The following is a 13,020-nucleotide window of genomic DNA, read 5'->3' on the forward strand; positions in this document are numbered from 1 at the left end:
ATGATGAATCGAAAGAAACATCTTCGGGTTGTGAGGTTAAGCGACCAAGCGTACACGGTGGATGCCTAGGCAGTCAGAGGCGATGAAGGACGTGCTAATCTGCGATAAGCGTCGGTAAGGTGATATGAACCGTTATAACCGACGATTTCCGAATGGGGAAACCCAGTGTGACTCGTCACACTATCGTTAAGTGAATACATAGCTTAACGAAGCGAACCAGGGGAACTGAAACATCTAAGTACCCTGAGGAAAAGAAATCAACCGAGATTCCCCCAGTAGCGGCGAGCGAACGGGGAGCAGCCCGGAGTCTGAATCAGCATGTGTGTCAGTGGAAGCGTCTGGAAAGTCGCAGGGTACAGGGTGATACTCCCGTACACGAAGATACACTTGCTGTGAACTCGAAGAGTAGGGCGGGACACGTGGTATCCTGTCTGAATATGGGGGGACCATCCTCCAAGGCTAAATACTCCTGACTGACCGATAGTGAACCAGTACCGTGAGGGAAAGGCGAAAAGAACCCCGGCGAGGGGAGTGAAAAAGAACCTGAAACCGTGTACGTACAAGCAGTGGGAGCACCCTTGTGGTGTGACTGCGTACCTTTTGTATAATGGGTCAGCGACTTATATTCTGTAGCAAGGTTAACCGTATAGGGGAGCCGAAGGGAAACCGAGTCTTAACTGGGCGTTAAGTTGCAGGGTATAGACCCGAAACCCGGTGATCTCAGCCATGGGCAGGTTGAAGGTTGGGTAACACTAACTGGAGGACCGAACCGACTAATGTTGAAAAAAATTAGCGGATGACCTGTGGCTGGGGGTGAAAGGCCAATCAAACCGGGAGATAGCTGGTTCTCCCCGAAAGCTATTTAGGTAGCGCCTCGTGAATTCATCTCCGGGGGTAGAGCACTGTTTCGGCTAGGGGGCCATCCCGGCTTACCAACCCGATGCAAACTGCGAATACCGGAGAATGTTATCACGGGAGACACACGGCGGGTGCTAACGTCCGTCGTGAAGAGGGAAACAACCCAGACCGCCAGCTAAGGTCCCAAAGTCATGGTTAAGTGGGAAACGATGTGGGAAGGCACAGACAGCCAGGATGTTGGCTTAGAAGCAGCCATCATTTAAAGAAAGCGTAATAGCTCACTGGTCGAGTCGGCCTGCGCGGAAGATGTAACGGGGCTAAACCATGCACCGAAGCTGCGGCAGCGACACTATGTGTTGTTGGGTAGGGGAGCGTTCTGTAAGCCGTTGAAGGTGTGCTGTGAGGCATGCTGGAGGTATCAGAAGTGCGAATGCTGACATAAGTAACGATAAAGCGGGTGAAAAACCCGCTCGCCGGAAGACCAAGGGTTCCTGTCCAACGTTAATCGGGGCAGGGTGAGTCGACCCCTAAGGCGAGGCCGAAAGGCGTAGTCGATGGGAAACAGGTTAATATTCCTGTACTCGGTGTTACTGCGAAGGGGGGGACGGAGAAGGCTATGTTGGCCGGGCGACGGTTGTCCCGGTTTAAGCATGTAGGCGGAGGTTCCGGTAAATCCGGAGCCTTGTTAACGCTGAGGTGTGATGACGAGGCACTACGGTGCTGAAGCAACAAATGCCCTGCTTCCAGGAAAAGCCTCTAAGCATCAGGTAACATCAAATCGTACCCCAAACCGACACAGGTGGTCAGGTAGAGAATACCAAGGCGCTTGAGAGAACTCGGGTGAAGGAACTAGGCAAAATGGTGCCGTAACTTCGGGAGAAGGCACGCTGATGTGTAGGTGAAGCCCCTGCGGGTGGAGCTGAAATCAGTCGAAGATACCAGCTGGCTGCAACTGTTTATTAAAAAAACACAGCACTGTGCAAACACGAAAGTGGACGTATACGGTGTGACGCCTGCCCGGTGCCGGAAGGTTAATTGATGGGGTTAGCGGCAACGCGAAGCTCTTGATCGAAGCCCCGGTAAACGGCGGCCGTAACTATAACGGTCCTAAGGTAGCGAAATTCCTTGTCGGGTAAGTTCCGACCTGCACGAATGGCGTAATGATGGCCAGGCTGTCTCCACCCGAGACTCAGTGAAATTGAAATCGCTGTGAAGATGCAGTGTACCCGCGGCAAGACGGAAAGACCCCGTGAACCTTTACTATAGCTTGACACTGAACACTGGTCCTTGATGTGTAGGATAGGTGGGAGGCTTTGAAGCGTGGACGCCAGTCTGCGTGGAGCCATCCTTGAAATACCACCCTTTAATGGCTGGTGTTCTAACGTAGACCCGTAATCCGGGTTGCGGACAGTGTCTGGTGGGTAGTTTGACTGGGGCGGTCTCCTCCTAAAGAGTAACGGAGGAGCACGAAGGTTAGCTAATCCCTGGTCGGACATCAGGAGGTTAGTGCAATGGCATAAGCTAGCTTGACTGCGAGAGTGACGGCTCGAGCAGGTGCGAAAGCAGGTCATAGTGATCCGGTGGTTCTGTATGGAAGGGCCATCGCTCAACGGATAAAAGGTACTCCGGGGATAACAGGCTGATACCGCCCAAGAGTTCATATCGACGGCGGTGTTTGGCACCTCGATGTCGGCTCATCACATCCTGGGGCTGAAGTAGGTCCCAAAGGGTACGGCTGTTCGCCGTTTAAAGTGGTACGCGAGCTGGGTTTAGAACGTCGTGAGACAGTTCGGTCCCTATCTCGCCGTGGGGCGCTGGAGAATTGAGGGGGCTGCTCCTAGTACGAGAGGACCGGAGTGGACGCATCACTGGTGTTCGGGTTGTCATGCCAATGGCACTGCCCGGTAGCTAAATGCGGAAGAGATAAGTGCTGAAAGCATCTAAGCACGAAACTTGCCCCGAGATGAGTTCTCCCTGAGCCTTTAAGGCTCCTGAAGGAACGTTGAAGACGACGACGTTGATAGGTCGGGTGTGTAAGCGCAGCGATGCGTTGAGCTAACCGATACTAATGAACCGTGAGGCTTAACCTTACAACGCCGAAGCTGTTTCGGCGGATTTGAGAGATTTTCAGCTGATACAGATTAGTCACTGCGCCTGCGGGCGGGGTGAACAACAGAATTTGCCTGGCGGCTGTAGCGCGGTGGTCCCACCTGACCCCATGCCGAACTCAGAAGTGAAACGCCGTAGCGCCGATGGTAGTGTGGGGTCTCCCCATGCGAGAGTAGGGAACTGCCAGGCATCAATTAAAGAAACCCCGTACCGCAAGGTACGGGGTTTTTTGCTTTTCCCTCGGTCCGGGCAAAATCAACAATCTCTGGCTAAAATAACAAGATACGCATTGTCAGCGAGGTTATTTTGCCGAACCCCCCCTTTAACTACGACCAAGATTTTGCCAACACCAACTTTCGTGACCACCCCGAACTTTATCAGGTAGGACGGGGAGAGCAGGGTGTTCTGCTGGTTGAACCTTACAAAAGTGAAATCCTGCCCCACTGGCGATACAAAAATGCTGAAGTTGCGACCAAATCTGCTCAGGAGATTTACGCGCTGTTTGAGCAGTACCGTCAGCAAAACGATTTTGTGGGTATGGATATGGCGAGAAAATTTATTCAAATGGGATATACCCGCGCCAGGCGCTACGCCAACCACAAAGGCGGGAAAAAGTACGATGATGAACGCAATGTTCGTCCGTTAGATCACGATCCTGTTAAAGCCGAAGCGGCAAAAATCTTTAAAGGATGGTGGGATAAAATTCGCGCCGACGAAGATTATTTGCAAAGAAAACAAGCGCATCAAAAAAAGTGGGGATAATGATATAACTCGCGGTAGCGCCCGTTTTATGATTTGTCTCACAAAATGAAATGAAACATAAAAGAAACAATTTTTTTACCTAACGTTAAATTTTAAATCTGGTTTTACTGGAATGGGTGCAATGGCCCGCAATGTAAGACAGGGGATTTAAAATGACAGAAACCGTAGCAAGTACAGATACGGATAGTAAAAAAGCAGCAGACGGCGATACTCGCCGCAGGATCTGGGCAATCGTCGGCGCCTCTTCAGGTAATCTGGTTGAGTGGTTCGACTTTTACGTTTACTCGTTTTGCTCACTCTATTTTGCCCATATCTTCTTCCCATCCGGCAACACTACTACTCAACTGCTGCAAACCGCAGGTGTCTTCGCCGCTGGCTTTTTAATGCGTCCGATTGGCGGCTGGCTGTTTGGCCGCATTGCCGATCGAAAAGGGCGAAAAGCCTCCATGTTGATCTCCGTCTGCATGATGTGTTTCGGCTCTTTGGTAATCGCATGTCTGCCCGGCTATGACGCGATTGGCACATGGGCACCGGCCTTACTGTTGCTGGCGCGTTTGTTCCAGGGGCTCTCAGTCGGTGGAGAATATGGCACAAGCGCGACCTATATGAGTGAAGTTGCAGTGGAAGGGCGTAAAGGCTTTTATGCCTCATTTCAGTACGTGACGCTGATAGGCGGTCAGCTGTTGGCTATCCTGGCGGTGGTGATCCTGCAGCAGGTATTGAGTGATGAAGATCTCCGTGCATGGGGATGGCGTATTCCTTTTGCGCTCGGCGCGGTACTTGCCGTGGTGGCGTTGTGGTTACGCCGCCAGCTGGATGAAACCTCCCGAAAAGAGGTGAGAGCGTTAAAAGAGGCAGGCTCATTTAAAGGTTTGTGGCGTAACCGAAAGGCATTTTTGATGGTGCTCGGCTTTACGGCAGGGGGTTCACTCACCTTCTATACCTTCACGACCTACATGCAGAAGTATCTGGTTAATACCACAGGTATGCATGCTAACGTAGCGAGTATGGTCATGACGGTGGCGCTATTTGTCTTTATGCTCATTCAGCCCATCATCGGCGCGCTGTCGGATAAAATCGGACGGCGTAGCTCTATGCTAATTTTTGGCGGGTTGTCGACGTTGTGCACTGTGCCCATTCTCACGGCACTTCAGCATGTCTCCTCTCCTTATGCCGCTTTTGCTCTGGTGATGGTAGCGCTGGTCATTGCCGGTTTTTACACCTCTATCAGCGGCATTCTTAAGGCAGAGATGTTTCCGGCGCAGGTACGTGCATTGGGCGTTGGGTTGTCTTATGCGGTGGCTAATGCCCTGTTTGGCGGCTCAGCGGAGTACGTCGCGCTGTCACTAAAATCGGCAGGCAGTGAGACCGTCTTCTTCTGGTACGTCACGCTGATGGGTGCGCTGGCATTTATTGTCTCGTTGATGCTGCACCGAAAAGGGAAAGGGGTCCGCCTTTAGTGCTCTGCCAGTTGCCACAGGGTATAGCCGGTCGTAGCCCCGGCGATATCCCAGGCAAAATCTTTCCAGCTCCAGCCGCTCCCCGCCGGGCGGCTGTCCCACAGCTCCTTCGATGCTCCCAGGCTTACCGAAAACATCAGGCCGTATGCCGCGCTGCGATCGCGACTAAAACCCTGGCGTTGAGCGTATTCATTGCCCGCCGCCGATAGCATCGCCGAGGCTAAAAAGTGTTGCGCTTTATCCTGACCAGACCAGCTATCCTGAGCCATATGGCTGCAGCCAGACAGTACCAGACAGCCCATTAACAGGAAATAACGCACAACGACCTCCATAAAAAAGCCCCGTCGAGGACAGGGCTGAAGATTACAAAATGCGGCTAATCAGGCGATCGATTCGGATCCTGCGCAGGCGGCGGATCAACTTTCTGACCTTGACCGGGTAATCAGCAATGCTCTGCAGATCGCGGTAGTGGTTAACCACAGTGGTGTGGGTGCGGATCAGCTCCAGCTCGCGATCGCGCTGAGCGGCCAGCTCGTGACGAGGGTCGTGGATCAGAATGGCATTCTCCAGATCCAGTCGCCATGCGCGCGGGTTGAGGTTATTCCCCGTCAGCAGCATCCACTCATCATCAACCCACATCCCTTTCAGGTGATAGCTGTTGTCTTCATCTTTCCAGAGACGCACCACCAGCTGATCAGTATTTACATAATACTGCAGGCGACTGAGGAAGCGGCGAAGGTTGATCTCATACAGATAAGGCAGGGCGCCGATAATCTTAAACGGCTGATCTTCCGGGATGAAGAAATCGTTCGCGGTTTTATCGCCGACGATAATCTCAACCTTTTTACCGTCGCGTAAAAGCTGAATGATATTACGCACCAGCACGGCCGGCAGGTTGAAGTACGGCGTACAGATGGTCAGCTTATGCTCGGTGCACGGCATAAGATGGAAGATGGTTTTGTTGAGCAGGCTGGATTTGCCCAGACCCACCAGCGGGGTCACCGCAAGCTGTTCGTTATCTGCATCGCCCTGGAAATGGAACATGGCATCGCGCAGTTCCTGACGGAAAAGGCGAATATCATTTTTAATCTCCGGGCTTTTTGGACGATGAGGATCGTCAAGGCGATTCACGCCGCGACCGTGCACCAGATGCTGATCCACCCACTCGAACATAACGTCTGCCATGCGGGCATTACGCACCAGGTGATAGCGATCGTAACGGTATTTATCGAGCTGATGCAGATAGACATCATTCAGGCTCGCGCCGCTATACAGCACGCTGTCATCAATAATGAAGCCTTTGAAATGGAGGACACCGAGTGCTTCGCGGGTGTTAACCGGAACACCATAAACCGCGACTTCTACGCCAGGGTTCTCCTGCGCCATGCGGCAATACCAGTCGGCATTGGTGTTGGATGCGGCCGCACCAATACGGCCGCGCTGGGCGCGGTGCCAGTCAACCAAGATGCGTACATCCAGTTCCGGGCGCTGACGTTTGGCCTCGTATACCGCACGTAAAATGGCGCTGCCGCCTTCATCCTGTTCCAGATAAAGCGCGATAATGCAGATACGATGCGTTGCGCTGGCAATTTTTTCCAGTAGCGTCTCCCGAAAATCGGCGGGAGCATAAAAGAACTCTACATCATCAACTGACTGAGAAATCTTCGGTAGTTGAGCAAGGTGTTGTTGATGTTTATTACGCTTAAATTTGGACAACATCACAGTGCGTTTCTTCTCTGTTCATTGAAGGATTATATGGACTATGCAGACAACAGAAGCGGGCAATCATACCATCAGTGCCGTTTAATGTGGTCAACATTTCCAGTACCTTACTCTTGTTTACCTGCCGACATCAGCGCCAGCGTCAACCCGACAATGCCGTCTTCCAGCTGAACATCAACGGTAAAGCCTAATTTTCGCGCCAGGGCGATCATGCCACGGTTGTTGGGCATAGTAATCCCATTGAGGCGGATAAGTCCGTGATCGCGCGTATAACCGATCAGCTTTTCCATTAACCGTCTTCCTAACCCCAGGCCTTTTAGATCGGAGCGAACCAGCACCGCAAACTCCGCATCGACGTTATCGGGATCGGAGATCGCACGCGTGACGCCAAGGATCTCATCGCCCTGATCCGTGCGGCGGACGGCAACAAAAGCCATTTCCCGATCGTAGTCGATCTGCGTCATATTGGCTAAATCTTCGTGGGTAAATTCGTTGATTTCACTAAAGTAGCGATAGTACAGATCTTCTTTTGTTACCTGATCGATAAAGCGCTGCAACTGGGGTTCATCTTCCGGAAGGATGGGGCGAAACAGCGACTGCTCGCCGTTTTTCATCTCCACCCACTCTTCAAGCTGATGGGGATAAGGGCGGATCGCGAGACGGCTTTCGCGATCGCCGGTAAAGGCAGCCACATCCATTGTCACATCCAGCGCCGTCAGCTCGCTGCCGGATGCCAGCAGAGGATGAATATCCAGACGCTGGATTTCCGGGCTGTCGACAATCAGGTTCGATACCTGGACCAAGAACTGGCTCAGGGCGGCGATATCCAGTGGTCGCAGGGCGCTGCGCCCGCGGATCTTCTTACTCTTGATCGCCTGGATCACGAGATAACGTGCGAGGTTCATGTTCAGGGGAGGCAGGGCCACCACCGCCTGATCTTCAGGGCGCCACTCCACGCCCCCTTCACCCAGCATGATCAGCGGGCCGAAGACCGGATCGTGTTCGACCACAACCCGTAACTCCTGCGCCCCCGCGCGGTTGGCCATGCTTTGCACCAGCAGGCCGTGAATGCGCGCCTGGGGCCAGGTCATTTTGACGCGATCGATAATCGCTTCCGCCGCCTGCTGCACTTCCGCCGCGGTGCGCAGGTACAGCATTACCCCCTGAACTTCTGACTTATGCGGGATATCGGGGGAGCGCAGTTTCAGCGCCACCGGATAACCAATCTGCTCGGCGATATGTACCGCTTCCGCGCTGTCGCTGGCGATCCAGGTCGGCAGGGTATGCATGCCGAAGGCATTCAGGATCGGCTGCACCTCATGGGTATCCAGCGAGCGCGCGCCCTCATCAATAGCGCGTTGCAGCAGGGCCCGGGCATGTCCGGTATTGGCCGTCAGATTTCCGGGGAGCGCCGGTGTTTCCCGCAGCTGTTTCTGGTTACGCCGGTACTCCACCATATGCATAAAGGCGGTGATTGTGCCTTCCGGGGTGCGGTATGTCGGCAAACCTGCCTCGCTGAACAGGCGCCGCGCCTCCTGCGAAGAAAACTCCCCGCACCAGTTAGTCAGAAGCGACACATATTTCCCCCGCGGATGCTTTTTCACGGCCTCAATCAGCGAACGGGCGCTTTCGCTACCCGGTGCCGCGGCGCTCGGAGAGTGAATGACCATCAGGGCATCAAAATCCTGGCTTTCCAGCAGGATGTTGAGGGCGCTGATATAGCGATCGCTGCTGGCATCATCGCGCAAATCAAGGGGATTACCCGGCTCCACGCCAGGCGGTAGCGCATCACGTAGGCGCTGAAGCGTCTCTTCACTGAGCGCGGCCAGCTTCCCGTTGCGCAGCCAGAGTTCGTCCAGAGCCAGCGCGGCCGGGGCGGCGCCGTTGCTGATGATCATCAGCCGCTCTCCCCGCAGCGGGCGCATATGGCTCAACGTTTCGACAGCGGAAAAGAGTTCGTGGGTGTCCTGAACGCGCAGTAAACCGGCGCGCTGGATGGCGGCATCCCATGCCGGATCCATCCCGGAATGCGAGTGCAAAAGACGCTGGGCGGCAGGGCTGCGTCCGCTTTTGATCACCAGAATCGGTTTATTACGCGAGGCGCTACGGGCCGCCGACACAAAGCGTCGCGCGTCGCTGAGATGTTCAAGATAGAGCAGAATAGCGCTGGTTTTGGTGTCACGCGCCAGGAAATCCAGCAGCTCGTCGACATCGATGTCCAGCCCATCACCCAGCGCGATAAAGTAGGAGAACCCCATCTCGCGCTGCTGGGCCCAGTCGAGGATCGTATTGGAGACCGCTGCCGACTGGGAGATGAAGGCAAGTTTGCCTTTCCGTATCGGAACGGGGGAGAAACTGGCATTCAGCCCCTGCCAGGGTGCCAGCAGGCCAAGGCTGTTTGGCCCCAGCAGCCGCATCTGGTATCGCGCCGCGCAGGCCAGCAGCTCTGCCTGTTGTTCCGGCGGCGAGGAGAGAATAATGCAGGTTTTACAGCCTTTTTTCCCCAGCGCCTCAAGTAGGGCGATATTGCGTCGGGCGTGGGTACACAACACCGCGAGATCGGGGATAAAGGGCAGACTGTCCACGTCTGGCCAGGCCAGGACGCCCAGCACCGCTTTATAAGCAGGTGTTACCGGCAGGATCGGGCCGTTAAAACCGCCTGCGAGCAGGTTTCGCATCATCAGGTAACCGGCGCGTTCGGGTTTCATCGACGCGCCAATCACGGCGATGGATTTAGGGCGGAGTAAGGCTTCTAACCCGCGCTGGCTCATACAAGTCTCCTGAAAAGGCGAGTGACCTGATGATTTTAAACGCTTTCCGGCTCCGCTGCTGTGATGCTTCCCTTATGAATGGTTTTTCCGGCCAGATAGCGTTCGCGAAAACGAGTGAAGTGATCGCCCAGCGCGCTTGCCGCCTGAACATCTCCCGCCAGATCCAGCAGGGCAATCGCCACTTCGGCGGTGCAGTACTGGCCTTCCGCGTGGGCTTCGCGGAGGCGGTAAGCGGAAACGCGCGACAAATCGACGGAGATAACCGGCAGGGCATCCAGGTAAGGACTCTTGCGAAACATTTTGCGCGCCTCGGTCCAGGTGCCATCCAGCATGATAAACAGCGGCGGCTTACCGGATGGTGGGGCGGCAAGAACCGGACGGGTATCTCCCGCATAGGAGGCAGGGAATACCACCATCGGTTGATAGTCGGGGCTGGCGACCAGATCGAGCAGCGCCTGCGGTGGCTCAGTGCGTGACCACTGGAAGGCGGCGGTATCCGGTAAAATATCGGCAATCAGCCGCCCGGTATTACTGGGTTTCATCGGTTCGGTATCAAACATCACCAGACAGAAACGGCTATGGGCATGGCTGGGGGCCAGGGTCGCGCACAGGCACTGCTTAAGCGGCAGCAGGCAGCGCTGACAGCGACGAATACGGTTACCACGGGCAAGAAAGGGGCGGGTCGCACGCGCCAGGCGTTCGGCGCGCAATTGCAGTACGGCGTTATCAGTCATGGGGGAGTGCGCAGAAAAAACGCCATTCTCGCAGAGGGGAGAACGGGGCACAAGTTACATGCCCCGGAATATCAGAGGGATTCGTTCAGCCAGCTGTCAAACGGAGCTTTTGGAACGGCACCGTTCAGCATATCGACAACTTCACCATTCTTGAAAATCATGATGGTCGGGATACTGCGGATGCGGAAGCGGGCGCTTAGCTCGCGTTCGGCCTCAGTGTTCACTTTCACGAAACGCATTTTACCGCTACGCTCTTCTGCGACATCTTCAAAGATCGGCGCAAAGTTACGGCACGGGCCGCACCACGGCGCCCAGAAATCGACCACTACCGGCAGATCGTCCTTCAGCAGTTTATCCAGAGTTGCGCCGGTAGCATTAATGACATCACCATCGAACAATTCATGACCGCAGCGTCCGCATTTTGCTCCATCATCAATTCGATCATCCGGAATGCGGTTAAGAGCCTGGCAGTTGGCACATACGGTATTCATAACTAACCTCAGGTAGAGCAGGGGGACAAAGCGGCACTATGCCGGTTATGTTTCCAATATGTTACATATTATCAACGACCCTGTTTGAAACGACAATGCGTTTTATTCAATGAGAACAATAGTCACAGGCTTTTATACGAAGTAATGGCTATGCGCGGGTACATCGGGTAATCTGCGCGCTTCGCGCAGCGCTGGTGGAGAAAAGCATGAACGACGAACTGAAAAACAAAAGCGGCAAGGTCAAAGTGATGTATGTCCGCAGTGATGATGACTCTGATAAACGCACCGAAAATCCGCGTACCGGAAAAGGTGGCGGGCGTCCAGGGCCATCTCGTGCAGACGGTGGCCGTCGCCCCGCCCGCGATGAGAGAAACAGCCGCGGTGATGACCGCAAACGTGACGACCGTAAGCGTGACGATTTCAAACGCGACGATTTTAACCGCGACGCTTCCCCGTGGCGCACCGTTTCCCGCGCGCCGGGCGATGAGTCAAAGGCTCCGGTCGATCACGGCAGCATGGCCGGTAAAACGGTTATTGATCCAGCAGTGATCCGTCGTCAGCGCGCGGAAGAGACCCGCGTCTACGGTGAGAACGCTTGTCAGGCCCTGTTCCAGAGCCGCCCTGATTGCATCGTTCGCGCCTGGTTTATCCAGAGCGTTACGCCGCGTTTCAAAGAAGCGCTGCGCTGGATGGCGGCTAACCGCAAAGCCTACCACGTTGTAGACGATGCTGAGATCACCAAAGCCTCTGGCACCGAACACCACGGTGGCGTTTGCTTCCTGATTAAGAAACGTAACGGGACTACCGTTAAGCAGTGGGTTAGCCAGGCGGGTGAAGATGACTGCGTACTGGCCCTGGAAGACGTGGGTAACCCGCACAACCTCGGCGCGATGATGCGCAGCTGCGCCCATTTCGGCGTGAAAGGGGTACTGTTGCAGGATGCGGCTCTGCTGGAGTCCGGTGCGGCAATCCGTACGGCGGAAGGCGGCGCAGAGCACATTCAGCCGATCACCGGCGACAGCGTTCTGGAAGCGATTGAGCAGTTCCGTAAAGCGGGCTACGCCATTGTAACCACCTCCAGCCACAAGGGCACCACGCCGCTATTTAAAGCGACACTGCCGCGTAAAATGGTGCTGGTGTTGGGTCAGGAGCGTGATGGTCTGACCGATGCGGCACTGTCGAGCGCCGATCTGAGCGTCTCCATTGATGGCACCGGCAACGTAGAAAGCCTCAACGTATCCGTTGCGACCGGCGTTCTGCTGGCGGAGTGGTGGCGTCAGAACAAAGCGTAATCCCGCTTTGCCTGTAGGCCGGGTAAGGCGAAGCCGCCACCCGGCAATATGCCCGGTGGCGCTACGCTTACCGGGCCTACATATTTTATCTATTCACTTTCAGCCGGTAACTCTGGCATCCAGTCAATCGGCGTTTCGCCCTGTTTCTCCAGCCACTCATTTGCCAGCACGAAATGATTGCAGCCAAAAAAGCCGCGATGCGCTGACAGCGGTGACGGGTGCGGTGCTTTCAGCACATGATGGCGCTGGGTATCAATGATCGCCCCTTTCTTCTGCGCGTGCGAGCCCCACAGTAAAAACACCACCCCTTCCCGATGCTGGTTAATCAGGCTGATAACTTTATCCGTAAAGGTCTCCCAGCCGAGGCTGGCATGGGAGTGCGCCTGCCCGGCTCGAACCGTCAGCACGGTGTTCAGCAGCAGGACCCCCTGACGCGCCCAGCTTTCCAGATAGCCATGTGCAGGCCGGGTAAAGCCAGGTACCGAGGCTTCCAGCTCCTTATACATATTCAGCAGGGAAGGAGGGGTAGCCACGCCCGGACGCACGGAAAAGGCCAGACCGTGCGCCTGACCCGGCCCGTGATAGGGATCCTGGCCCAGGATCACCACTTTGACATCGGCCAGTTCGGTAAAACGAAAGGCGTTAAAGACGTCTTTCTGTGGCGGATAGATGGTGACGCCATCCTGACGTTCGGCGGCTACCGTGTTCAGGGTGTTGACGAAGTAGGGCTGTTTTTTCTCATCGGCCAGTACATCGTGCCAGGTTAAAGGTGTTGTCATCTCGCTCTCCTGCGAATTTTCTCTGCCTCTAGCTTAACTGCT

The 13,020-nt window shown here is 55.0% G+C and carries 9 protein-coding genes and 2 rRNA genes; 5 read left to right on the forward strand and 6 right to left on the reverse strand.

The features are described from left to right. Positions 1 to 34: 34 nt before the first annotated feature. The 4 genes from LRS40_RS12800 to LRS40_RS12815 all read left to right on the forward strand — a co-directional run bounded on the left by LRS40_RS12800 (position 35) and on the right by LRS40_RS12815 (position 5,189). Positions 35 to 2,948 (forward strand): 23S ribosomal RNA (locus LRS40_RS12800). A gap of 92 nt (positions 2,949 to 3,040) precedes the next feature. After that, positions 3,041 to 3,156, forward strand: a 5S ribosomal RNA gene (rrf, locus tag LRS40_RS12805). Between the two features lie 117 nt (positions 3,157 to 3,273). After that, a complete protein-coding gene (locus LRS40_RS12810) occupies positions 3,274 to 3,729 on the forward strand; it encodes a DUF4385 domain-containing protein (protein WP_142486751.1) in 456 nt (151 codons plus the stop codon). Between the two features lie 152 nt (positions 3,730 to 3,881). Further along, positions 3,882 to 5,189, forward strand: a complete 1,308-nt coding sequence (locus tag LRS40_RS12815; RefSeq protein WP_231313848.1) for an MFS transporter — start codon at positions 3,882 to 3,884, stop codon at positions 5,187 to 5,189. On the opposite strand, the gene LRS40_RS12820 is transcribed toward LRS40_RS12815, so the two are convergent. The 5 genes from LRS40_RS12820 to trxC form a co-directional block, all read right to left on the reverse strand. Then, complete coding sequence (locus LRS40_RS12820; RefSeq protein ID WP_370649952.1) at positions 5,186 to 5,521, reverse strand: YfiM family lipoprotein; 336 nt, start codon at positions 5,519 to 5,521, stop codon at positions 5,186 to 5,188. The two genes, LRS40_RS12815 and LRS40_RS12820, sit on opposite strands and share 4 nt — an antisense overlap. Before the next feature lie 31 nt (positions 5,522 to 5,552). Continuing rightward, positions 5,553 to 6,908 (reverse strand): CDP-diacylglycerol--serine O-phosphatidyltransferase, encoded by a 1,356-nt coding sequence (gene pssA, locus LRS40_RS12825; protein WP_142486749.1) that lies wholly within the window; start codon positions 6,906 to 6,908, stop codon positions 5,553 to 5,555. A gap of 110 nt (positions 6,909 to 7,018) precedes the next feature. Further along, positions 7,019 to 9,682, reverse strand: coding sequence for a protein lysine acetyltransferase (gene pat, locus LRS40_RS12835; protein ID WP_231313849.1), 2,664 nt, complete (start codon positions 9,680 to 9,682; stop codon positions 7,019 to 7,021). A gap of 35 nt (positions 9,683 to 9,717) precedes the next feature. Beyond that, positions 9,718 to 10,416 (reverse strand): tRNA-uridine aminocarboxypropyltransferase, encoded by a 699-nt coding sequence (gene tapT / locus LRS40_RS12840; RefSeq protein WP_142486747.1) that lies wholly within the window; start codon positions 10,414 to 10,416, stop codon positions 9,718 to 9,720. 71 nt (positions 10,417 to 10,487) lie between these two features. Further along, the gene (gene trxC, locus LRS40_RS12845; RefSeq protein ID WP_142486746.1) at positions 10,488 to 10,907 is read right to left on the reverse strand and encodes a thioredoxin TrxC; all 420 of its coding nucleotides are present in this window, start codon (positions 10,905 to 10,907) and stop codon (positions 10,488 to 10,490) included. A gap of 206 nt (positions 10,908 to 11,113) precedes the next feature. On the opposite strand from trxC, the gene LRS40_RS12850 reads away from it, so the two are divergent. Beyond that, positions 11,114 to 12,199 carry a tRNA/rRNA methyltransferase gene (locus LRS40_RS12850; RefSeq protein WP_142486745.1) on the forward strand — a complete coding sequence of 362 codons (1,086 nt, stop codon included), beginning with the start codon at positions 11,114 to 11,116 and terminating at the stop codon, positions 12,197 to 12,199. Positions 12,200 to 12,288: 89 nt separating this feature from the next. Here LRS40_RS12850 and ung read toward each other — a convergent pair whose 3' ends face one another. Beyond that, positions 12,289 to 12,978: a uracil-DNA glycosylase gene (gene ung / locus LRS40_RS12855; protein ID WP_142486744.1), complete on the reverse strand. Its 690-nt coding sequence runs from the start codon at positions 12,976 to 12,978 to the stop codon at positions 12,289 to 12,291. Positions 12,979 to 13,020 lie beyond the last annotated feature (42 nt).

It is taken from the genome of Leclercia sp. G3L, from assembly GCF_021117075.1.
Taxonomy (GTDB): Bacteria; Pseudomonadota; Gammaproteobacteria; order Enterobacterales; family Enterobacteriaceae; genus Enterobacter; species Enterobacter adecarboxylatus_C.

Excerpts from the sequence above, each read along its gene's own strand:
- LRS40_RS12815 (WP_231313848.1), top strand. The coding sequence starts at position 3,882 with ATGACAGAAACCGTAGCAAGTACAGATACGGATAGTAAAAAAGCAGCA.
- LRS40_RS12820 (WP_370649952.1), bottom strand. The coding sequence starts at position 5,521 with ATGGAGGTCGTTGTGCGTTATTTCCTGTTAATGGGCTGTCTGGTACTG.
- pssA (WP_142486749.1), bottom strand. The coding sequence starts at position 6,908 with ATGTTGTCCAAATTTAAGCGTAATAAACATCAACAACACCTTGCTCAA.
- pat (WP_231313849.1), bottom strand. The coding sequence starts at position 9,682 with ATGAGCCAGCGCGGGTTAGAAGCCTTACTCCGCCCTAAATCCATCGCC.
- tapT (WP_142486747.1), bottom strand. The coding sequence starts at position 10,416 with ATGACTGATAACGCCGTACTGCAATTGCGCGCCGAACGCCTGGCGCGT.
- trxC (WP_142486746.1), bottom strand. The coding sequence starts at position 10,907 with ATGAATACCGTATGTGCCAACTGCCAGGCTCTTAACCGCATTCCGGAT.
- LRS40_RS12850 (WP_142486745.1), top strand. The coding sequence starts at position 11,114 with ATGAACGACGAACTGAAAAACAAAAGCGGCAAGGTCAAAGTGATGTAT.
- ung (WP_142486744.1), bottom strand. The coding sequence starts at position 12,978 with ATGACAACACCTTTAACCTGGCACGATGTACTGGCCGATGAGAAAAAA.